Here is a 21,034-nt window from a genome sequence, read left to right on the forward strand (position 1 = left end):
GGAGCGTCGCACCCCACAACGAACAACGCGCCCCGTCAAGACGGGGCGCGTTGTTCGTGTGCGGGCGCGATCCGCGCCGAGGGCAGTCCCTAGTTGCGTGCCCCACGACCCGCGAAGCGGGTGTAGAGGAAGAGCACGATGACGGCGCCGATGACGGAACCGATGATGCCGGCCGGCTGGAAGAAGCCGTCCATCGGGTCGTGCTGGAAGATCAGGAACCCGAGGAACCCGCCGACGAACGACCCGACGATGCCGAGCACGATGGTCATGAGGATCGAGATGCTCTGCTTGCCGGGGATGATCAGACGCGCGAGGGCGCCGGCGATCAGTCCGATGATGATCAAGCTGATGATGAGACCGAGCACGGTGTCCTCCTGGTGGTGCGGTGATGGTGGTGCGTACGAAACGGCACTGGCAGATCGCCGGTGCCGGTCAGGATCCGATTGAACACGCTCATCGCCGGGTGCGCCCACATCCGCGCGGAGTGGACCGATGCAACGCCGCCGCGCGGGTCAGTCGAGCGACCGCCGCAGCCACCGCTCGACGCCCTCGACGTGGGCCACGACGAGGGCCTGCACGAGCTGCGGGTCGCGGCGTCGGATCGCGTCCACGATGGCCGCGTGCTCGTCGAGCGTGCGCTGGACGGACCCGTTCTGGGTGAGGCCGCGCCACACCCGCACGCGCACGGTCTTGCTCGACAGGGCGTCGAGCAGCCCGGACAGGTACTGGTTGCCGCCGATGCCCGCGATCGTGGCGTGGAACTGCAGGTCGTGGGCGACGAGGTCCTCGACCCCGGTGGTGTCGTCGACCGTCGCCATCAGCGTGGCGAGTTCGTCGATCTGCTGCTCCGACGCCCGGGCCGTGGCCAGCACGGCGGACGCGGGCTCGAGGATGCGCCGGACCTCGAGCAGGTCGACGAGCGATCGGTCGTGGTGCATGTCCACGACGAAGGACACCGCTTCGAGCAGTACCGAGGGCTCGAGCGACGTCACGTAGGTGCCGTCACCACGACGGACGTCGAGCACGCGCACGAGCTCGAGGGCCTTCACCGCTTCGCGCAGGCTGTTCCGCGACAACCCGAGGGACTCGCTGAGTTCCTTCTCCGGGGGCAGCCGTTGCCCGGGCGTCAGCTCACCCGTGACGATCATCTGCTGGATGCGCGCGATCGCGTCGTCGGTCAGCGAAGCCATGGCAGTCCCTCCACCCGGCCACGCTCGGTCGGGACGGATCGACGATACCCGCACCGGGCCTCCCGGACGGGGAGCTCGACCATCAGGCGGGCCGGAGCCGCAGGGCCTGCATCCCGCCGTCGACCGCCAGGTCGACACCCGTCGTCGAGGCCGCCATGGGGCTCGTCAGGTAGGCGACCGCCTCGGCGACCTCCTCCGGGGCGACGAGCCGTCCGTGCGGCTGCCGCGCCTCGAGCGCTGCGCGCTCGGCCGCCGGGTCGTCGGCACTGTCGAGCAGCCGGCCCACCCATGGGGTGTCTGCCGTGCCGGGGTTGACCGCGTTGACGCGGATGCCCTCGCGGAGGTGGTCCGCCGCCATGGCGCGGGTGAGCGCCGCGATCGCGCCCTTGGTCGCGGAGTAGAGCGCGCGCTGCGGCAGGCCGGCGGTCGCGGCGATCGAGCAGGTGTTCACGATGGAGGACCGGCCCGACTCCCGCAGGAACGGCAGGCAGGCCCGGGTCAGCCGGACGGCACCGAGCACGTTGACCTCGTACACGCGGCGCCACTCGTCGTCGGGGTTGTCCTCGACGGTGCCCTGCGCGCCGATGCCCGCGTTGTTGACGAGCACGTCGACGCCACCGAGGGCGTCCGCCGCCGCGGCGACGGCCGCGCGCACGGACGTGTCGTCGCTGACGTCACAGGTGAACGACGGGAAGTCGGCCGAGGGCTGCAGGTCGAGGACGGCCACGCTCGCCCCGCGGTCCCGGAGTGCCACCGCGATCGCGGCGCCGATGCCCGAGGCGCCACCGGTGACGACGGCGCGGAGCCCGTCGTGCGAGCCAGCCATCAGGCCGCACCCATCGTCTGGCGCTGGGTGCCGAGGCCGTCCGCGGTGAGCTCGACGACGTCGCCGGGCTGCAGGTACGGGGCGCCGCTGCCGAGGGCGACACCGGCGGGGGTGCCGGTGCTGATGACGTCACCCGGGTACAGGACCATGAACTGCGACAGGTAGTGCACGATCTCGGCCGGTCGGAAGATCATGTCCGCGGTCGAGCCGTCCTGACGGACCTCGCCGTTCACGGTCAGTCGCAGCGCCAGGTCGGCCGGGTCGATGGCGTCGGCAGTGACCAGCCACGGGCCCAGCGGGTTGAACGTCTCGCAGGACTTGCCCTTGTCCCACTGCCCGCCGCGCTCGATCTGGAACTCGCGCTCGGACACGTCGTTCGCGATCGTGTAGCCGGCGATGTGCGTGGCGGCCTCGTCCTCGGACTCGCAGTAGCGCGCGGTGGTGCCGATCACGACGGCGAGCTCGATCTCCCAGTCGGTCTTGGCGCTCTTGCGGGGCACCAGCACCTCGTCGTCCGGGCCGATGACCGTCATCGGGTCCTTCATGAACACGATCGGCTCGGTCGGGATCTGAGCGCCGGTCTCGGCGGCGTGGTCGCGGTAGTTCAGGCCGATGCAGACGACCTTGCCGGGCCGGGCGACCGGGGCGCCGCGGCGCAGGGTGTCGGCGTCGGGCAGGACCCCGAGCTCGCCCGCGGCGATCGCGTCCCGCACGCGTGCGACGGGGTCGGCGGCCAGGAACGCACCGGTGATGTCGGCCGTGACCGGACGGAGGTCGTACGCCTGCCCGTCGGTGTCGTGGGCCACGGGGATCTCGTCGCCCGCCGGGCCGAGTCGTGCGAACCGCATCGTTCCTCGCTCTCCGCGCCGCGTCGATGCGGCGCATGCGACCGTCCAGCCGCTGCGCGGTCGCTGTGACCGCGCAGACATCCTATGTCTGCGGTGGGGCCGCGGCAAGGTAGACCCGCTCGGCGGTACGCCGGAACACGGCGTCGCGCTCGTCGTCCGACAGGTCGGCGAGTGCGTCCGAAGCGGTCCGGAGCACCTCGGCGTAGTCGCCCTGCAGCGTGGAGACCGGCCAGTCCGAGCCGAACAGGGACCGGTCCGGGCCGAACGCCTCGACGACCTGTCGGGCGTACCGGGCGACAGGTCGCTCGCGCCAGTCGGTGCCCGCCTCGGTGACCAGGCCGGAGACCTTGCACAGGACGTTGGGTCGCGCGGCCAGGTCGTCCATCCGGGCGCGCCAGGCGATCGCGACGTCAGTGTCGTCGTGGGCGATGTCGGGCTTGCCGGCGTGGTCGAGGACGAAGACGCCGTCCGGGACCGCGTCGACGAGCGTCACCGCCGCCGCGTGTTCCCGATCGCGGACCAGCAGGTCGAACGGCATCCCTGCCGCGGCGAGCACCCGCACGCCGGCCACGACGTCGTCGCGCGCGAGCCAGTCGCGGTCGGGCTCGTCGTGCGCCAGGTGCCGGATGCCGACCAGCCGCGGGCCGCCCTCGCGCTCGAGGTCGACCAGCGCCGCGAGCCGGTCGACGACGTCGGGCGCGGTCAGGTCGACCCAGCCGACGACCCCGCCGACGGGGACGGGCTGCGTCAGGAGCCAGGCGGTCTCGTCCGGGTCGTGCACGGCCTGGACGGCGATCGTGGCCGTGACGTCGGTGCCGGCGACCGCTGCACGCAGGTCGTCGGCGTCGAACCGGCGCCGGATGGGGGCGACGGAGTCGTCCATCCACGGGTAGGCACGCTCGGACGGGTCCCAGAGGTGGTGGTGCGCGTCGACGATCACGTCGCCATCATGCCCGACTCGTCGGATGTCTGTCCGCCCGCGGGCCGGTCAGGTGCGGAGCTCGGGGCCGGACGCGCGTCGGGGTCAGACGACGCCGGACGCCTCGAGCTCGGCACGCAGTTCGGCGTCCGACGGCTCGACGAAGTGCGTGCCGTTCGGCAGCACCACGACGGGGATGTTCTTCCGTCCGCTGATCGCCTCGGCGCGGGCGGCCGCCGACAGGTCCTGCTCGACGTCGACGTACGTGTAGTCGACCCCGAGCGAGTCGAGCAGCGCCTTCGAGCGCCGGCAGTCGCGGCACCAGTCCGCGCCGAACATGGTCACCTGGTCGAACGTCTCGTCGGTCATGCAGAGAGAGTACGTCCGAGCCGTCCGGACCATTCCCGCACGGCTCGGAACGGGTCCGGCGCCACCGGGGCATCCTGGGCGGATGAGCATGCCCGCCGACCTCCCCGTGGACCACCCGCACCACCGTCACGGCTGGTGGTGGAAGACCCTGGTCGTCGGGTTCGTGCTGTGGGTCGTGACGATCGTCGTGACCGTGTACACGAGCAACACCAACCTGGTGCCGACGATCATCCTGCTCGGCAGCTTCCTCGTGCCGTTCACCGTGGTGCTGTTCGTCATCGAGCGGGTCACGGGCACGGTCAGCACGATGCAGCTCGTCACGGCGTTCTTCGTCGGCGGGATCCTCGGCGTGCTCGGCGCCTCCCTGCTCGAGTCGGACCTGCGTCAGGGTGCGCTGATCTACCTCGTGGTCGGCCTGGCCGAGGAGTTCGTCAAGGGCGTGCTGCTGGTCGTCGTCGGGTGGCGGGTCCGCCCCAAGACCGCGCGCCAGGGTGCCCTGCTCGGCGCGACGGTCGGTGCCGGGTTCGCCGCGTTCGAGTCGGCCGGCTACGCCTTCAACGCCGCGATCACCACCCGTGGCATCGACCTGGCGTCCCTGCTGCAGACCGAGGTGCTGCGCGCGATCCTGTCTCCCGTCGGACACGTGCTCTGGACGGCGATCCTCGGCGCGGTGCTGTTCGGCGTCGCGCACGGTCGCCCGCGCTTCCGGTGGACCTGGACCGTGCTCGTCACCTACGTCGTCGTCTCGGTGCTGCACGGACTGTACGACTCGAACTCGACCATCTCGACGGTGCTGGCCTTCCTGCTGACGGGCACGCCGCTGTCGGCCGCGCAGAACGGGGCGGTGCCGTCCTCCGTCGCCGGACTCGTGACCACGCTGTACCTGGTCGGGCTGGCGGTCGTGTCGGCCATCGGCGTCGCGGTGCTCATCGGCGTGCAGGTGCACTTCCGACGTCGCGCCCGCCGCCTCCCCGCCGAGTACACCGACGGCGCCGAGTACGCCGACCAGCAGCCCCGCGTCCCCGGCTGGCACGACGCACCCCCGCCACACGCGCTGCGCTGACCGAGCCCTACGCTGGGACCATGCCGCCGCGCTCCGACCCCGACACGCTGGCGTGGGCCTCGGCGGCCATCCGGCACCTGGCCCGGACGACCAACATGCTCGTCGCCGCACGGACCTTCCGCATCGTCGGCGGTGACCCGCGCGACGCCGCCGCGCTCGACACCCTGCTGACGGGCCTCGGCGCCCGGGCCGCCCGGTCCGACGACCTCGTCGACCAGCTGTGGTGCCTCGGCACCCCGGACCAGAGCGCCCTCGCGGTGGAGCAGGCCCTCGACCGCCCCCGCGGCCGCACCCTGCTCGTCGTCGACGCGGGCCGCCACGAGCCCGCCGTCGACGAGGACGCCTTCGGCCCGTTGACCCCCGCGCGGCCCGGCGTGCTCGGCATCCCGATGACCGCTGACGACGTCTTCCTGGTCTCGACCGGTCGTGAGCCCGAGGACGACCCCGCCGCCGCTGCGCGGATGCGCTGGGCCCGCCGGAGCATGCCGGTCTCCCGCGCCGTCGCGGCCGAGCTCCGCGAGCAGGGACTGCTGCGCGGCACCCGCGTCGGCGTCGCGATGGTGCTCGAACCGAAGACCGCCGTGCTGTCGCTGCTGCTGCGGGACGCCGGCGCCGAGGTCGCGGTGTACGCCCACGCGGACGAGACGGACGACGCGGTCGCCGACGAGCTCCGCCGAGCCGGCCTGCTCGTCTTCGCGGACAGCGCCGCGACCCTGCCCGAGCAGAAGGCCCTGGCGCTCGCGATGCTCGACACCCGCCCGCACGTCCTGCTGGACGACGGCGCGCACGTCATCCGACTCGCGCACCAGGAACGGCCGGACCTGCTCCCGACGATGCTCGGCGCGGCAGAGGAGACGACGAGCGGCCTGCGCCCCCTGCGCGTGCTGGCGGACCGGGGCGAGCTCGGCATCCCCGTGGTCGCCGTCAACGACGCCCGCACCAAGACCTCGTTCGACAACCGGTACGGCACCGGGCAGTCGACCGTGTTCGCGGCGCTCGACCTGGTCGACGGGCTGCGGTCCGGCACACACCGGGTGGTCCCGGGAGGCTCCGCCGTCGTCGCGGGGTACGGGCACGTGGGTGAAGGGGTCGCCCTGGTGCTCCGTGCGCTCGGCTTCCGGGTCACGGTCGCCGAGACGGACCCCGTCCGCGCCCTGCAGGCACGGTTCGCCGGCCACGCCGTGGCGCCGCTCGTCGATGCCGTCCGCGACGCAGCCCTGGTGATGAGCGCGACCGGCGTGCGCGACACGATCAGCGTCGCGGTGCTGCGGGCATGCGCCCCCGATGCCGTCATCGCCGTGGCCGGGGGCGTCGACCAGGAGGTCGCGATCGACGCCGCGCTCGCCGCCGGCGCCACCCGCACCCCCGTCGGACCGAAGTGCGAGCGGTTCGCGTTCCCGGACGACGAGCACGGCGTCCTCGTGCTCGACGACGGCGGGTGCATCAACATCACCGCCGCCGAGGGCAACCCGATCGAGATCATGGACCTGTCCTTCGCCGTGCAGCTCGGCGCCGTCCGGATGCTGCTCGAGCGCGGCGACGAGCTCGACCGGGCCGTCGTGCCGGTCGACCCCGCGGTGGACGAGGCGACCGCCCGCGCGGCGCTGGCCGCGTTCGGCAGCCGAGCCGAGCCTCCCGTCCCGGTCGCAGCGCAGCCCGCAGCCCGCGAGCCGGACGTGCGGACGACCCGCTTCGGGGACCCCGCGTGACCGAGACGACCGTCCACTCGGCGCGCATCGTCGTGCCGATGACCGCGCCGCCCATCGCCGACGGCGCCGTCGCGGTCCGGGACGGACGGATCCTGCACGTCGGCGAGCGCTCCTGGGTCGTCGACCAGCTCGACGGGTCCCCGTGGACCGAACGACGGTGGCGCGGTGCACTGCTGCCCGGCCTCGTGAACGCGCACTCGCACCTGCAGTACACCGGCATGGCGAGTGTCGGCCAGGGACGGTACGACGGGTTCGAGGACTGGGCTGCCGCGTTCAACGCCGTCTACGCCGACGAGCACGACTGGCGAGCCGAGGCCGCCGCCGGTGCTGCCCGGTCGATCGTCGCCGGTGTGACGAGCATCGCGGACATCGTCACCGACATCGAGGCGGTCGACGCGCTCGCCGACGCGGGCCTCGGCGGCATCGCCTACTGGGAGGTGATGGACTGGGAGAACGCCGCCTGGCAGGCGCACGGCCGCGACCAGGTGCTCGACGAGCTCGAGCGCGTCCCGACCACACCGGGTGCCGGGCTGTCGCCGCACGCGCCGTACTCGCTCGACGTCGCCCCGCTGCTCGAGCTGCCCGACATCGTGCGCCAGCGCGGTCTGCGGCTGCACCTGCACCTGGGGGAAGCGGCCTTCGAGGGGGAGCGGTTGGCCGGGCCGGACACCACCGACGAGCACGGGACCGACTGGCACCTGGCGAACGTGCCGTCCTTCCGGGCGATGCGGGCGCTCGGGTTCGGGGCCAGTGCGACCTCGTTCGTCGACCGGCTCGGGGTGCTCGGTCCGGACTGCCACATCGCGCACGGCGTCTACATGACCGCGGCCGACCGCGCCCTGCTCCGCGCCCGCGGCACCGCTGTCGCCCTGTGTCCCCGGTCGAACGCCGTCATCGGGCTCGACCCGCCGCCCGTCGCCGACTACCTGCGCGAGGGCAGCCCGATCGCGATCGGCACCGACTCGCTCTCCTCGTCGCCGTCGCTCGACCTGATGGCCGACGTCACCGCGCTGCACCGGGTCGCCCGGGCGCAGGGGTACGGCGACCGTGACCTGCACGAACGGCTGCTGTCGGCAGCGACGCTCGGCGGGGCGCACGCGATGGGCCTGGCGGTCGGTCCGGACCGGATCGGGCACCTGGCCGTGGGGGCCCGGGCCGACCTGGCGGTGTTCGACGTCGACGCCCGGACGGTGCCCGACGCGCTCGCCGAACTCGTCGAGGACGGCGCGGGTCGCGCGGTCGCGACGGTCATCCGCGGGCGGGTCCGGGCGCAGGACGGCCAGCCGCGCGCGCAGGACGGTCGGCCGGCGCCGGCCGACGCGGGATGATGGTGGCATGGACGGGCAGATGGCACGACGGACGGTCGACGGCGAACTGATCGAGTGGCTCGACGTCCCGAAGCGGGCGATGGCGCTCGGCATGGAACCGCACCCCGAGGGTGGCTGGTACGTCCGCACGTGGACCTCGCCCGCGACGGTGTCGGTGCCCGGCGGCCAGCGACCCGCGGCGACGCTGATCCGCTTCCTGCTGCCCCCGGGCGAGGCGTCTGCGTGGCACCGGGTCACGAGCGACGAGATCTGGATGTGGCACGGGCCGGACTCCGTCGAGCTGCAGCTCGGTGGATCGGGGGAGTCCCCGGAGCCCGGCGCGACGATCACCCTCGGACCGGACGCCGGGCGCGACCGGGTGAACGACGCGCAGGCGTTCGTCCGCGGCGGTGTCTGGCAGCGCACGCTCCCCGGCGAGGGCGAGGTGCTCCTGAGCTGCCTGGTGTCGCCCGGGTTCTCGTTCGAGGACTTCACACTGGCCTGAGCGCACGCGCGTGCGACGTCGCGCGACGTCGCACGCGCGTGCTGGTATCCCACCTGCCGGTACACTTCGTGCTGCCCCCCACCCCCTGCACGAAGGCCCGACCGTGACTCGATCGTTCCGTCTCTCCCTCGCCATCGCGACCACCGCCGTCGCCGCCCTCGCGCTCACCGCGTGCTCGGCCGGCGGCAGCTCGGGCTCGGACGGCACGGTGACCGACGGCAAGCTCACGATCGCGACCGGGCAGCCCGCGTACTCGCCCTGGGTCGAGGACAACAAGCCACAGTCCGGCAAGGGCTTCGAGTCCGCGGTGGCGTACGCCGTCGCGAAGGAGATGGGCTACGCGAAGTCCGACGTGGTGTGGAAGCGCAGCACCTTCGACAGCGCGGTCGCACCGGGCCCGAAGGACTGGGACCTCAACGTCCAGCAGTTCTCGATCTCGTCGCAGCGCAAGAAGGCCGTCGACATGTCGTCGCCGTACTACACGACGACCCAGGCCGTCGTGACGACCGAGAAGTCGAAGGCCGTCGACGACACCACGGTGGCGTCACTCAAGCAGGACACGATCGGCGTCGCCGCCGGCTCGACGAGCATCACCAGCGTCAAGGACGTGCTCGGCGTGACCCCGCAGGTCTTCAACTCGAACGACGACGCCGTCCTGGCGCTCAAGTCCGGCCAGATCGACGCGATCGTCACCGACCTGCCGACCGCTTTTTACATGTCCGGCGCGCAGCTCGACGACGGCACCGTGTCGGCGCAGTTCCCGGCCGACGGCAAGGGCGACCAGTTCGGCTTCGTTCTGCCGAAGGACTCCGGCCTGACGAGCAAGGTCGACAAGGCCCTGAAGACGCTCGACACCGACGGCACGCTCACCGCCCTGCAGAAGAAGTGGCTGTCGTCGGAGACGAACACGCCCGTGCTGAAGTAGCCCGCGTGTCCGTCCCAGCCGGAGCGGGTCCGTCCCTCGCGCCCGCCCCCAGTCAGATCGAGCTCGAACGCCGGATCCACCGTCGGCAGCGCGGCCGTCGGTCGATCGCGGTGTCCGTCGTGTCGACGCTGGTCGTCCTGGCGGTCGTGTACTTCGGCGTCGTGAACACGCCGGGATGGGCCGCCGTCCAGCAGTCGTTCTTCGACCCGGGCGTCGCCGCCTCGACGTTCCCGGACATCCTGCTCGGCCTGTGGCTGAACGTGCGGATCCTGTTCTTCGCGTCGATCGGCGTCGCGGTGTTCGGCACGCTGCTCGCCGTGGTGCGCGGGCTGCAGAGCCCGGTGTTCTTCCCGCTCCGCATGCTGGCCACCGGCTACACCGACCTGTTCCGTGGCCTGCCGCTCATCATCGTGCTGTACCTGGTCGGGTTCGGCCTGCCCGGACTCGGGGTCTTCCCCCGCCTGGCACCGGAGTTCTGGGGCACGATCGCGATCGTCCTGACCTACTCGTCGTACGTCGCCGAGGTGCTCCGGGCCGGCATGGAGGCCGTGCACCCCTCCCAGCGCCTGGCCGCCCGATCGCTCGGCCTGTCCCACACCCAGACGCTCCGGTTGGTCGTGCTGCCGCAGGCGATCCGCAAGGTGACCCCGGCGCTGATGAACGACTTCGTGTCGATGCAGAAGGACGTCGGGCTGGTGTCGATCCTCGGCGCCGTCGACGCCGTCCGGAGCGCCCAGATCGCGCAGGCCGAGACCTACAACTTCACGCCCTACCTGGTAGCCGGGCTGCTGTTCGTCGTGATCAGCCTGCCGCTCATCCGCGTCACCGACGCCATCGCGCGGCGACAGCAGCGTCGCGAGCAGATCGGTGGCACCGTATGACGACCGAGACCGACGCACCCGTCCTCGAGCTGCGGGGCCTGCGCAAGTCGTTCGGCGACCAGCAGGTCCTGCGCGGCATCGACCTCACCGTCGACCGTCACCAGGTCATCTGCGTGATCGGGGCGTCCGGATCGGGCAAGTCCACGCTGCTCAAGACCGTGAACCTGCTCGAGGGCATCGACGACGGGCAGGTCTTCCTGCAGGGCTCGGACATCTCGGACCCCCGCGTGGACGTCGACGCCACCCGGGCCCGCATCGGCGTGGTGTTCCAGCAGTTCAACCTGTTCCCGCACATCACCGTGCTCGACAACGTCACGCTCGCGTCGCGGAAGGTGCACGGCGTCGACCGAGCGACCGCCGAGGCCACCGCGCGCCGGCTGCTCGACCGGATCGGCCTCGGCGAGTTCGCTGGGGCATACCCGGACCGGCTCTCCGGCGGGCAGCAGCAGCGCGTCGCCATCGTCCGTGCGATCGCGTCCGACCCTGAGCTGCTGCTGCTCGACGAGGTCACCAGCGCGCTCGACCCGATGCTCGTGGGCGAGGTCCTCGACCTGGTGCGCGAGCTCAAGCAGCAGGGCTCCACGATCCTGATGACCACGCACGAGATGCACTTCGCGCGGAACGTCGCCGACCGCATCGTGTTCCTGCACCGGGGTGAGGTCGTCGAGCAGGGGCCTCCCGCCGCGGTGCTCGACAGCCCGCAGCACCCGGCGCTGGTCGAGTTCCTGGCGCGCGTCGGCGCGTAGCCGCACCAGCCTGGAGGCCCGGTGCCGGTCCGCCGGACCGGCACCGGGCCACCCGGCTGGTTCCGACTGCACCCGCACAACGGAACGCAGTCCGCACCACGTGATCCCGTGGTGCGGACTGCGTTCGGTTGTGCGACGGGGTGCGGTCGCCGCTACGGCGTGAGCAGCAGCTTGCCGATCACGTCGCCGCCGGCGATGCGACGGTGCGCCTCGGCCGCGTCCGCGAGGGGCAGCACCGCGTCGACGACCGGGCGGACGCTGCCGTCCTCGACGAACGGCCAGACGTGCTCGCGGACCGCTGCCACGATCTCCGCCTTCTCGGCGAGCGGCCGCGCGCGCAGCGTGGTGCCGCTGATCGTCGCGCGCTGCTGCATGAGCAGGCCGAACGGCAGCGTGGCCTCGGAGCCGCTGCCCGCCGCGATCACGGCCAGGTGCCCGTTCTTCGCGAGCACCTCGAGGTTGCGCTGCAGGTAGGCGGGTCCGACCACGTCGAGGACGACGTCGACCCCTTGGCCGTCGGTGAACTCCCGCGCACGGGCGACGAAGTCCTCGTCACGGTGGTCGATCACCAGGTCCGCACCGAGCTCCCGCGAAGCGGCCACCTTGCGGGCGCCGCCCGAGGTCGCGATCACCCGCGCACCGAGCGCCTTCGCCCACAGCACCGCGTGCGAGCCCATGCCACCGGTGCCACCGTGCACCAGGAGCGTCTGGCCGGGCCGGAGTCCCGCGACCATGCCGATGTTCGAGTACACCGTGCACGCCGCCTCGGGCAGCGCCGCGGCCTGCACCAGGTCGAGCCCGTCGGGCACCGGGAGCAGCTGCGACGCCGGGACGACTGCGAGCGTGGCGTACCCGCCACCGGCGAGCAGCGCGCAGACCCGGTCGCCGACGGCCCAGCCCTCGACGCCGGCGCCGAGGGCCCGGATCGTGCCGGACACCTCGAGCCCCAGGACGTCCGAGGCGCCGGGCGGCGGCGGGTAGTTGCCCTGGCGCTGCTGCAGGTCGGCGTTGTTCACGCCGGCTGCGGCGACCTCGACCAGGACCTCGCCGTCACCCGGCGTCGGGTCGGGGAGCTCGGAGAGGGTCAGGACGTGCTCGTCGCCCGGGGCGTCGAAGGTGATGGCGTGCATGCCCTCGACGGTACGCGGTGACTACCCGGCCGCCTGCGAGCGGTCGAGCCGGTCGATCTCCTCGGGACGGAGCTTCACCGTGGCGGCGGTCACCGAGTCGAGGATCGACTGCGGCCGCGAGGCACCCGGGATCGGGATGACGACGTCGCTCTTCGCCAGCTCCCACGCCAGGGCCACGACCTGCGGGGTGACGCCGTGGGCCCGCGCCACCGTCGCGAAGTCCTGGTACGTCGTGCCGAGGTCGGACGCCCCGGCGATGCCGCCGAGCGGGCTCCACGGCAGGAACGCGATGCTCATCTCGTCGCAGAGCTCGAGCTCGGCCTCGCTCGACCGGAACGCCGGCGAGTACTGGTTCTGCACCGAGACCAGGCGGCCGTCCAGCACCTCGTTCGCCTGCCGGATCTGGTCGACGTCGGCGTTCGAGATGCCGGCCATCCGGATGACGCCCTCGTCGAGGAGCTCGGCGAGCGCACCGATCGAGTCCGCGTACGGCACGGCCGGGTCCGGGCGGTGGAACTGGTACAGCCCGATCGCCTCGACGCCGAGCCGCTTCGCCGAGGCCTTCGCCGCCTGCTTCAGGTACGCCGGGTCGCCGTTCTGCGACCAGTTCCCGGCTTCGGGCCGCAGGTGCCCGCCCTTCGTCGCGATCAGCACGTCGTCCGCGACGCCGTGGTACTCCCGCACCGCGCGGCCGATCAGTTCCTCGTTGTGGCCGACCTCGTCGTGGCCGCCCAGGTGGTAGGCGTCCGCGGTGTCGATGAGGGTCACGCCCGCTTCGAGTGCGGCGTGGATCGTGGCGATCGACCGCCGTTCGTCGGGTCGTCCCTCGATGGACATGGGCATCCCGCCGAGGCCGATCGCGCTGACGTCGGTGTCGCCGATGGTTCGCTGCTTCATGTACCCAGCATGCGCCGGTGGTCCCGGGTGCGTTCAGGGTCGTGCGCGCCGGACGTCGGCCGACGACGGCTCTCGGCGACGTCAGGCTGCGCGGCGGGCCCAGGCCGGCGCGTGCTCGGGCAGCGGGCCGAACGCGATGCCGCGGGCGTAGAGACCGCGCACCGGCGGGACGTGCTCGGCGAGGAAGGCCGGCACCGCGGGCGGACCGTCCTGCAGCCGTCCCGCGAAGGCGCGCTCGAACACGACGCGGTGCAGGACCCGCTGGGCGCCCTGCACGATCGCCGCCGGGGGCTTGCGTCGCCGCTCGACCGCTGCCAGCGCGTGGTCCAGTGCACGTCCTCGGACCCCACCGACCAGCGCGGGCCCGAGGACCGCCGCCGTGGCGACCGCGTCCTGCACGGCCAGGTTGATCCCCACTCCGCCCGCCGGGGACATCGCGTGCGCGGCGTCCCCGATGCACAGGAACCCCGGTCGCCACCACCGCGCCAGTCGGTCCATCCGGACGTCGAGCACGTGCACGTCGTCCATCGACGCGATCGTGTCGACGCGGTCGGCGAAGTCCGGCCGGACCCGGGCGATGCGGGCCCGGAACGCCTCGATGCCCTCGGCCCGCAGCTGCGCGTCGGACCCCTTCGGTGCGAAGTACGCGACCTGGTGGTAGTCCGGGCGGGGGAAGCTCAGGACCACGTCGCGTCCGTCGAACGCCGGCACGAGCGCCGTCTCCGCGTCGCCCGGCCGCCGCGGCACCCGGAACCACCACGTGTCGAAGGGGACCGGGAAGCTCCGCGGCCGCATGCCGGCCGCAGCGCGCAGGACGGACCCGCGCCCGTCGCATGCGACGACGAGGTCGGCGCGCAGCTCCTCGTGCTCGCCCCCGCCACGGCGCTGGTGCAGGTGCACACCGGCGACGACGCCGTTCTCGACGATGAGGTCGGAGGCGGCCTGCCCCATGACGATCGAGAAGGACGGCTCCTGTCGGGCGGCGTCGACGAGCATCGCCAGCAGGTCCCACTGCGGCACCATCGCCACGTGGTCGTACGGCGGCCGTAGGCGCGAGAAGTCGCCGAGCAGCACCGTCGACCCGTCCGCGCGCGGCAACGAGACGTCGTCGAGCCGGGACTGCGGCAACGCGCGGAAGCGCTCGCCGAGGCCGAGTTCGTCGAGCAGCCGGATCGTCGACGCGTGCACGGTGTCCCCGCGGAAGTCCCGGTTGAAGCCGTCGTGCCGCTCCACCACGCGGACGGCGACACCCGCGCGGGCGAGCAGCAGCCCGAGCACCACGCCCGCGGGTCCGCCACCCACGATCGCGACCGTCGTCCGGCTCACAAGCACCATGGAGCCGACGCTACGCCCGCATGCACCGGACGGGAGGCTCGTGGCGGCGCCGCACCGAGCCTCCTGTCCGGTGGTCCGTGCGTCCGTGCGTCCGTGCGTCCGCGCGACCGCGTCAGGCGATGCTGCTGCCCGGCGACGACGCCGGGGCGGAGTCCGCGGCGTCAGCGAACACGACGCCGCCCCACGTGACGCAGGCGATCGCCAGCACGAAGCCGACGGCGGCGATCCACCACGAGGTCCGCCGGCGGATCCAGGCGCCGATCGCCAGGACGACCGTCGCGACGCCGACCACGAACGCGCCACCGACGGCGATCGCCGCACCGCCGAAGTACGCGCCGGGCGTGCACCCGGCGGCGGCGTTGCACGTCGCCGTCGCGGAGATCGTGGCGATCACGGCCACGATCGCGGCCAGGATCGTCAGGAGTGCACCGGCCGACAGCAGCAGGACCGTGGAGATCCGGTCGGCGAGCCTGCCGGCCGGGAAGAGCGTCGTGCCGCCGCGCTCCCACTGCGAGGGCGAGGACTGCGGGCCGGGCTCCGGCGCTGACCAGGTCACGGGCGCTACCGCGCTTCCACGCCGAAGGCCTCGGCGAGGCGCTGGATCTTCTGTGCACGGCCGAGTCGCGGCAGGTCGGAGCCGTCACGGATGACGCGCCCACGGGCCTCGAAGTCGTCGAGGAAGTCCTGTGCCCAGGCCACGTCGGTCGACGTGGGGGAGATGACCTCGTTGATGACGGGCAGCTGGTCGGTGTCCAGGCACAGCTTGCCGGTGAGCCCGAGCGACACCGCGACCTGCGACTGCTCGCGCAGGATCGGGTGGGACGAGCCCACGGTCGGACCGTCGATCGGCCCGGGCAGGTCACCGACGCGAGACGCGACGACGAGCCGGGACCGCGGGTAGGCCATCGCGAGGGTGTCGGACGAGGTGCCGGTGTCGCGGCGGTAGTCGCCGCTGCCGAAGGCCAGACGGAACGCGCCCTGTGCCTTCGCGATCGACACGGACTCCTCGATGCCGACGGCCGACTCGACGAGGGCGATCACCGGGGTCTGGCCGCCGAGCCGGTGCCACGTGTCGGTGACCTGTGCCGGGCTCTCGGTCTTCGCGAGCATCACCCCGAGCAACCCGGGCAGCCCGCGGAGCTCCTCGACGTCGTCCGCCCAGAAGTCCGTGGTGACGTCGTTGATGCGGACCCAGGCGTCGCCACCCCCGGTCAACCACTCGGCGACGGTCGAGCGGGCCGACGGCTTCATCGCCGGGTCGACCGCGTCCTCGATGTCGAGGATGACCTGGTCGGCACGGGACCGCGTCGACGGCTCGAAGCGTTCGGACGCGGTGCCGGAGACCAGCAGCCAGGATCGCGAGATCTCGGCGGGGACCGATCGACGTCGGGACGGCGGGGTGGTGGGCGGGGCGGGGCGGTCGTCGATGGCCATGCCACGTTGGTACCACAGTCGGCGTCGGTCGAGCCTGCGCCGAGCGCCGCGGATTGCCCGAAACCTCGGTTCATTGCCAGAGAGGTGCGGTGCTTCCGCCTACAGTGGGCGTTGTGTGGCGTGCGGACAGGGTGACGGGCGGCGAGGGCGACGTGAACGACGACGTCCCGGCCGGCCAGAACCGCGCGCCCGGGGGCGACGTGCACCATGCGGGTGCGCGCGAGGACCACCGCGACGAGCAGGACGAGACGACGAGCACTCCCGACGCCACGACCGACGACACGACCGACGCCGACATGCTCCGTCCTGAGCTGCAGGTCACGAGCCCGCACGCGATCAGCCTCGGCGACCCGCGGCTCACGGCCACGAACGCCGCCGAGCCCGTCTGGGATGCCTGGCGCGCCCAGCTCGCCGGCGTCGGCGGCTCCAGCCCGCTCGTGCACTTCGCCGACCACCCCCGCGCCCGCATCGAGCTCTCCACCACGCACCCGGGCGGGCTCGCCCAGTTCATCACCGGCAAGACCACCCTGCTCTCCAGCCTGATCCGCGACGAGGTCGCCCTGCGCGCCGCTCGGATCGCCGCCGGGCACGTCGAGGCGAAGGGCACCGAGCTCGCCACCGTGCGCGGCATCGACGCCGTGAACCTCGGCATCGGCATGGCCGACTGGAAGTCCGGAGACGAGCAGTTCCGCGGTCCGGTGCTGCTCCGTCCGCTCGCGATCCGTCGCCACGGCCGCGACTTCGAGGTGCGGCTGCTCGGCGAACCCGTGCTCAACCCCGCGCTCGCCGACGCCCTGCGCGAGCAGTTCGGCGTCACCCTCGACGCCCAGTCCTTCGTCGCGCTGGCGCAGCAGGACGGATCGTTCACGCCGAACCCGGTCATCGACCGCCTGCGCGGCCTGACGGCGCACATCCCCGGGTTCTCCGTCCACGCCCGGTTGGTCGTGTCGACGTTCGCCGAGGTCGCGTCCGGCCTGGTCGAGGACACGAAGGACCTCTCCCACCCGGTCCTCGACGCCCTCGCCGGCAACCCGAGCGCCAAGTGGCAGGTCGAGCAGTCGTACCGCCCGGTCGAGCAGACGCCGTCGGACGAGCGCAGCCCCGACACCGACACCCTCCTGCTCGACGCCGACGACGAGCAGGAGAACGTGATCGCGCAGATCACCGCCGGCAACTCGATCGTCGTGAAGACGCTGCCCGGCACCGGCGGCACCCAGACGATCGTCAACGCGCTGGGTGGCCTGGTGGCCGCGAACAAGCGCGTCCTCGTGGTCAGCCCCCGTCGGGCCACGCTCCGGGGCATCGCCGCGCGGTTCGGCGAGGTGCAGCTGCCCGGCGTCGCCGTCACCCCCGCCACCCTGCGGCGAGACATCGTCCGCGCGATCGCCCGGAACGAGAAGGCGTCGCGGCCGAACCTGCGTGAGGTCGACGACGCCCTGGTCCGGCTGCGCAAGGTGCTCACCGACTACCGCGGCGGCCTGACCAGGACCGACCCGCAGTTCGGCGTCAGTGTGCTCGACTGCCTGGTCGAGCTCTCGCGGCTCTCGCTGCTGCCCGTGCCGCCGTCGACCACCGCCCGCCTGTCCGGCCAGTCCGTCAGCGCGATGGTGACCGGCCGGTCGCGCGTCGCCGAGACCATGGTCAGCGCGGCGAACCTCGGCGAGTTCCGCTACGGCCCCGACGACTCGCCCTGGTACGGCGCGAAGTTCGCCTCGAGCGACGGTGCGCACCGCGCCCACAAGATCGCCCAGGACCTGCACGGTGGTGCCCTGCCGACGCTGCTGCAGCGCGCGCACGAGCTCATCGCGACCACGCGCATGCGGCAGTTCACGACGATCAACGAGCTCGGCATCTACCTGCGCCTGCTCACGGAGATCCGCGACACCCTCGACCGCTTCCTGCCCGTCGTGTTCGACCGGTCGGTGTCCGAACTCGTCGCCGCCACCGCGCCGCGCGGCGAAGGTGCACCGATGTCGTCGACGAACCGTCGCCGGCTCAAGAAGCTCGCGCGCGAGTACGTCCGTCCGGGCGTGCACGTGTCCGACCTGCACGAGGCGCTCACCCGTGTGCAGCAGCAGCGCGTGCTCTGGCAGCGCTACGTCGCCGCAGGGGTCGCTCCCGAGGTCCCCACCGGCATCGCCGACGTGCAGGTGCAGTTCTCCAACGTGGTCGAGGACCTGGCGCGGCTCGACGAGCCCCTGGGCCGGTCCGACCGCGACGCGCAGCTCGCGAACATGCCCGTCGACGAGCTCCTGCCCTACATCGGTTCCCTCGCCGCCGAGTCCGACGTCCTGCACAACCTGCAGGAACGCACCGAGCTCATGCAGACCCTCCGCGACCTGCAGCTCGAGCCGCTCATCACCGACCTGGCGAACCGGCACGTCCCGGACACCCAGGTCCCCGCCGAGCTCGAGCTGGCGTGGTGGCAGTCGGCGCTCGAGACCATGCTCGAGTCCGACCGGGCACTGCTCGGCGCGAACACCGACATGCTCGACCGGGTCGAGGCCGACTTCCGGCTCGTCGACGACGCGCACGCCGCCGGGGTCTCCCAGGGCCTGGCGTGGCAGCTGGCCGAGAACTGGAAGGTCGGTCTCGTCGACTGGCCCGAGGAAGCCCTGGCGCTGAAGACCCAGCTCAAGGAGGGCGCGATCACCTCGCGCCTGCTGCAGGACTCCGCTCCGCACCTGTCCCGCGCCATCGCCCCGGTGTGGCTCGCCAGCCCCTACGAGGTCCCGCAGATCGCGGACACGATGCCCTTCGACACCGTGATCCTGGTCGACTCGGGCGCCGTCACGATCGCCGAGACGGTCGACGCCGTCCGCCGTGCCCGCCAGACCGTCGTGTTCGGTGACCCGGTCACGCAGACCCCGTCGCCGTTCCGCATCGCCGTCGACCCGGCACACCGCGCACTCCAGGTCGACGAGGAGACCCTCGACGCCCTGCACGCCGACTCCGCCCTCGCGAAGCTCTCGACGCTGCTGCCGACCCTCTCGCTCACCACCTCGTACCGCGCCGGCGGCGAGGACCTCGCCGAACTCGTGAACCGCCGCTTCTACGGCGGCCGCATCGAGTCGCTGCCGTGGGCCGGGTCCTTCCTCGGGCACGGGTCGATCGCGCTCGACTACGTCAGCGACGGCAAGGCCGTGCCGGACCCCGAGTCCGGAGCGGTCGAGAGCGTCGACGCCGAGGTGGACCGCGTCGTCCGGCTCGTCATCGACCACGCCCGCACCCGTCCGACCGAGTCGCTCATGGTGATCACCGCGTCGGCCAAGCACGCGGTCCGGGTCGAGCAGGCCGTCCTCACCGCGGCGCAGGGCCATAAGGACCTGACCGAGTTCGTCATCGGCGACCGCGCCGAGCCGTTCATCGTCGCCACGCTCGAGCAGTCCGTCGCGCAGAGCCGTGACCGCGTCGTCTTCTCGATCGGCTACGGCCGGACCCCGCACGGCCGCGTGCTGCGTGACTTCGGGCCGCTCGGCAAGCCCGGTGGAGAACGCCTGCTGGCAGTCGCGATGACCCGGGCGCGCCGCTCCATGGTGATCGTCACGTGCTTCCAGCCGTCGGACATCGAGGCCGAGCGCATGGGCCACGGCACCGTCGCGCTGGCCGAGATCCTGGCCGAGGTGCGCGCCCGCACCACCGCCGAGTACGTGCCGGACGACTCCGACCCGCTGCTCGTCGACCTGGCGCGTCGTCTGGAGATGCGCGGGATCCCCGTCGCGCTCGGACACCGCGGCAAGCTCGGCCTGGTCGCGGCACACGGCGGGGTCTGCGTGACGATCGAGACCGACGCGTCGCTCGTGCGGGGCTCGCTGCGCGAGTCCTTGCGGCTCCGGCCCGAGGTGCTCCGTCGCCTCGGCTGGCACTACGTCCGCGTGCACGCGTTCCAGCTGTTCTCCGACCCGGACCGGGTGGCCGACACCGTGACTGCCGTGCTCGGCGTCGACCGTGGTGCCACGCAGGAGATCTCGATCCCTCCGATTCCCGCCCGCCGATGAGCACGCCGGATCAGCATCCCTCCGTGCCCACGGTGGGCCCCGCCCGCCGATGAGCCGGCGGGCCTCCCGGCCCGCTGGACCGGTCACACCGGACACGGACCAGCTGGTCGGGTCGTGGACGCGAGCCGACGACGTGGCCGTGCCCGAGCCTCCCGGCGGTCCTGTGGGGACCACGCACCGGTCAGGAGGGCCGGATCGCCCACGCAGGCGGGTCACGACCCAGCCGGTGCCGGGGTCGGACCCCACCCCGCCTCCGGAGCCGCGGCGGCACGACCGCGGGGAGAACGACGCCCGGCTGCTCGGCGACCGGCCTCCCCACTGGGGGTAGGTACCCTGGAGGTCCGACCTCGACGAAAGCACGTGATGACCGACTCCGCCCTGCGGCAGCGCCCCGACTGGCAGACCTGGCCGAACCTGATCACGCTGGTGCGGTTCCTGCTCATCCCGGTCTACGTGGTGCTCGTGGTGCAGGGGCACCCGGGGTGGGCGCTCCTGTCGCTCGTGGTGCTCGGCGTGTCGGACTGGGCCGACGGGTTCATCGCGCGCAAGTTCGACCAGGGCTCGAAGCTCGGCAAGGCACTCGACCCGATCGCCGACCGGTTGGCGATCATCGCGATCGTGCTGTCGCTCGTGCTGGTGGGCCTGTTGCCGTGGATCGTCGTCGTGGTGATCGTCGCGGTCGATGCCCTGCTCGCCGTGCTGTCGAGCGTCTGGTTCGGGGGTGACCCGGACCTCGACGTGTCGTGGACCGGCAAGATCCGCTCCGCGCTGCTGTTCGTCGGCCTGCCCGTCCTGCTCTTCTCGTCGACCGCCTGGGCGTCGGAGCATCCCTGGATCCGGATCACCGCGCTCGTCCTCGTGTGGCTCGGCACCGCCGGGCACCTGCTCGCCGGCGCGCAGTACGTCGCTGCGATGGTGCGCAAGCGCCGCAGCCGCGCGGTCCGCGCCGCCT

20 protein-coding genes are annotated in these 21,034 nt (G+C 72.6%); 9 read left to right on the forward strand and 11 right to left on the reverse strand.

Going from position 1 to position 21,034, the window contains the following annotated elements; translation table 11 throughout:
* Positions 1 to 89: 89 nt before the first annotated feature.
* From ASG04_RS04085 to ASG04_RS04110, 6 genes are all read right to left on the reverse strand, one after another.
* Positions 90 to 365 carry a GlsB/YeaQ/YmgE family stress response membrane protein gene (locus ASG04_RS04085; RefSeq protein ID WP_056120750.1) on the reverse strand — a complete coding sequence of 92 codons (276 nt, stop codon included), beginning with the start codon at positions 363 to 365 and terminating at the stop codon, positions 90 to 92.
* Positions 366 to 512: 147 nt separating this feature from the next.
* On the reverse strand, positions 513 to 1,190 hold the full coding sequence (locus ASG04_RS04090; RefSeq protein WP_056120753.1) for a FadR/GntR family transcriptional regulator: 678 nt from the start codon (positions 1,188 to 1,190) through the stop codon (positions 513 to 515).
* A gap of 82 nt (positions 1,191 to 1,272) precedes the next feature.
* Positions 1,273 to 2,016, reverse strand: a complete 744-nt coding sequence (locus ASG04_RS04095) for an SDR family NAD(P)-dependent oxidoreductase (protein ID WP_056120756.1) — start codon at positions 2,014 to 2,016, stop codon at positions 1,273 to 1,275.
* The gene (locus ASG04_RS04100) at positions 2,016 to 2,864 is read right to left on the reverse strand and encodes a fumarylacetoacetate hydrolase family protein (RefSeq protein ID WP_056120758.1); all 849 of its coding nucleotides are present in this window, start codon (positions 2,862 to 2,864) and stop codon (positions 2,016 to 2,018) included. The genes ASG04_RS04095 and ASG04_RS04100 overlap by 1 nt, the downstream gene beginning before the upstream one ends.
* 82 nt (positions 2,865 to 2,946) lie before the next feature.
* Positions 2,947 to 3,804 carry an amidohydrolase family protein gene (locus ASG04_RS04105; RefSeq protein ID WP_235515430.1) on the reverse strand — a complete coding sequence of 286 codons (858 nt, stop codon included), beginning with the start codon at positions 3,802 to 3,804 and terminating at the stop codon, positions 2,947 to 2,949.
* A gap of 84 nt (positions 3,805 to 3,888) precedes the next feature.
* Positions 3,889 to 4,152, reverse strand: a complete 264-nt coding sequence (locus ASG04_RS04110) for a glutaredoxin family protein (RefSeq protein ID WP_056120760.1) — start codon at positions 4,150 to 4,152, stop codon at positions 3,889 to 3,891.
* An 82-nt stretch (positions 4,153 to 4,234) separates the two neighbouring features.
* Between ASG04_RS04110 and ASG04_RS04115 the strand changes: the two genes are divergently transcribed.
* The 7 genes from ASG04_RS04115 (at position 4,235) to ASG04_RS04145 (ending at position 11,288) form a co-directional block, all read left to right on the forward strand.
* On the forward strand, positions 4,235 to 5,215 hold the full coding sequence (locus ASG04_RS04115) for a PrsW family glutamic-type intramembrane protease (RefSeq protein ID WP_200938399.1): 981 nt from the start codon (positions 4,235 to 4,237) through the stop codon (positions 5,213 to 5,215).
* A 20-nt stretch (positions 5,216 to 5,235) separates the two neighbouring features.
* A complete protein-coding gene (locus tag ASG04_RS04120) occupies positions 5,236 to 6,924 on the forward strand; it encodes an adenosylhomocysteinase (RefSeq protein WP_056120763.1) in 1,689 nt (562 codons plus the stop codon).
* Positions 6,921 to 8,252: an amidohydrolase family protein gene (locus tag ASG04_RS04125; RefSeq protein ID WP_056120767.1), complete on the forward strand. Its 1,332-nt coding sequence runs from the start codon at positions 6,921 to 6,923 to the stop codon at positions 8,250 to 8,252. The genes ASG04_RS04120 and ASG04_RS04125 overlap by 4 nt, the downstream gene beginning before the upstream one ends.
* Before the next feature lie 7 nt (positions 8,253 to 8,259).
* On the forward strand, positions 8,260 to 8,736 hold the full coding sequence (locus ASG04_RS04130) for a cupin domain-containing protein (protein ID WP_235515431.1): 477 nt from the start codon (positions 8,260 to 8,262) through the stop codon (positions 8,734 to 8,736).
* 103 nt (positions 8,737 to 8,839) lie between these two features.
* Complete coding sequence (locus ASG04_RS04135; protein ID WP_056120770.1) at positions 8,840 to 9,661, forward strand: ABC transporter substrate-binding protein; 822 nt, start codon at positions 8,840 to 8,842, stop codon at positions 9,659 to 9,661.
* 5 nt (positions 9,662 to 9,666) lie between these two features.
* Positions 9,667 to 10,542, forward strand: coding sequence for an amino acid ABC transporter permease (locus ASG04_RS04140; RefSeq protein WP_056120772.1), 876 nt, complete (start codon positions 9,667 to 9,669; stop codon positions 10,540 to 10,542).
* Positions 10,539 to 11,288: an amino acid ABC transporter ATP-binding protein gene (locus ASG04_RS04145; protein ID WP_056120776.1), complete on the forward strand. Its 750-nt coding sequence runs from the start codon at positions 10,539 to 10,541 to the stop codon at positions 11,286 to 11,288. Before ASG04_RS04140 ends, ASG04_RS04145 begins: the two co-directional genes overlap by 4 nt.
* A 152-nt stretch (positions 11,289 to 11,440) precedes the next feature.
* Here ASG04_RS04145 and ASG04_RS04150 read toward each other — a convergent pair whose 3' ends face one another.
* The 5 genes from ASG04_RS04150 to ASG04_RS04170 form a co-directional block, all read right to left on the reverse strand.
* Entirely contained in the window at positions 11,441 to 12,418 is a 978-nt protein-coding gene (locus ASG04_RS04150; protein WP_056120778.1) for an NAD(P)H-quinone oxidoreductase, read from the reverse strand.
* A gap of 21 nt (positions 12,419 to 12,439) precedes the next feature.
* On the reverse strand, positions 12,440 to 13,315 hold the full coding sequence (locus ASG04_RS04155; RefSeq protein WP_056120781.1) for an aldo/keto reductase: 876 nt from the start codon (positions 13,313 to 13,315) through the stop codon (positions 12,440 to 12,442).
* Between the two features lie 81 nt (positions 13,316 to 13,396).
* Positions 13,397 to 14,650, reverse strand: coding sequence for an FAD-dependent oxidoreductase (locus ASG04_RS04160; protein WP_056120783.1), 1,254 nt, complete (start codon positions 14,648 to 14,650; stop codon positions 13,397 to 13,399).
* Between the two features lie 112 nt (positions 14,651 to 14,762).
* Positions 14,763 to 15,206 carry a DUF6264 family protein gene (locus ASG04_RS17295; RefSeq protein ID WP_056120786.1) on the reverse strand — a complete coding sequence of 148 codons (444 nt, stop codon included), beginning with the start codon at positions 15,204 to 15,206 and terminating at the stop codon, positions 14,763 to 14,765.
* Positions 15,207 to 15,211: 5 nt separating this feature from the next.
* Complete coding sequence (locus ASG04_RS04170; protein ID WP_056120787.1) at positions 15,212 to 16,084, reverse strand: HpcH/HpaI aldolase/citrate lyase family protein; 873 nt, start codon at positions 16,082 to 16,084, stop codon at positions 15,212 to 15,214.
* A gap of 296 nt (positions 16,085 to 16,380) precedes the next feature.
* Here ASG04_RS04170 and ASG04_RS04175 point away from each other — a divergent pair, with 296 nt between their 5' ends.
* Positions 16,381 to 20,082, forward strand: a complete 3,702-nt coding sequence (locus ASG04_RS04175) for an AAA family ATPase (RefSeq protein WP_156463523.1) — start codon at positions 16,381 to 16,383, stop codon at positions 20,080 to 20,082.
* Between the two features lie 363 nt (positions 20,083 to 20,445).
* Positions 20,446 to 21,034, forward strand: a 589-nt coding sequence (locus ASG04_RS17010) for a CDP-alcohol phosphatidyltransferase family protein (protein WP_082517811.1), incomplete at its 3' end; no start/stop codon positions are given.

It is taken from the genome of Curtobacterium sp. Leaf183, assembly GCF_001424385.1.
Lineage (GTDB): Bacteria > Actinomycetota > Actinomycetes > Actinomycetales > Microbacteriaceae > Curtobacterium.

Excerpts from the sequence above, each read along its gene's own strand:
- ASG04_RS04090 (WP_056120753.1), bottom strand. The coding sequence starts at position 1,190 with ATGGCTTCGCTGACCGACGACGCGATCGCGCGCATCCAGCAGATGATC.
- ASG04_RS04095 (WP_056120756.1), bottom strand. The coding sequence starts at position 2,016 with ATGGCTGGCTCGCACGACGGGCTCCGCGCCGTCGTCACCGGTGGCGCC.
- ASG04_RS04100 (WP_056120758.1), bottom strand. The coding sequence starts at position 2,864 with ATGCGGTTCGCACGACTCGGCCCGGCGGGCGACGAGATCCCCGTGGCC.
- ASG04_RS04110 (WP_056120760.1), bottom strand. The coding sequence starts at position 4,152 with ATGACCGACGAGACGTTCGACCAGGTGACCATGTTCGGCGCGGACTGG.
- ASG04_RS04115 (WP_200938399.1), top strand. The coding sequence starts at position 4,235 with ATGAGCATGCCCGCCGACCTCCCCGTGGACCACCCGCACCACCGTCAC.
- ASG04_RS04120 (WP_056120763.1), top strand. The coding sequence starts at position 5,236 with ATGCCGCCGCGCTCCGACCCCGACACGCTGGCGTGGGCCTCGGCGGCC.
- ASG04_RS04130 (WP_235515431.1), top strand. The coding sequence starts at position 8,260 with ATGGACGGGCAGATGGCACGACGGACGGTCGACGGCGAACTGATCGAG.
- ASG04_RS04145 (WP_056120776.1), top strand. The coding sequence starts at position 10,539 with ATGACGACCGAGACCGACGCACCCGTCCTCGAGCTGCGGGGCCTGCGC.
- ASG04_RS04150 (WP_056120778.1), bottom strand. The coding sequence starts at position 12,418 with ATGCACGCCATCACCTTCGACGCCCCGGGCGACGAGCACGTCCTGACC.
- ASG04_RS04155 (WP_056120781.1), bottom strand. The coding sequence starts at position 13,315 with ATGAAGCAGCGAACCATCGGCGACACCGACGTCAGCGCGATCGGCCTC.
- ASG04_RS04160 (WP_056120783.1), bottom strand. The coding sequence starts at position 14,650 with ATGGTGCTTGTGAGCCGGACGACGGTCGCGATCGTGGGTGGCGGACCC.
- ASG04_RS04170 (WP_056120787.1), bottom strand. The coding sequence starts at position 16,084 with ATGGCCATCGACGACCGCCCCGCCCCGCCCACCACCCCGCCGTCCCGA.
- ASG04_RS04175 (WP_156463523.1), top strand. The coding sequence starts at position 16,381 with ATGCTCCGTCCTGAGCTGCAGGTCACGAGCCCGCACGCGATCAGCCTC.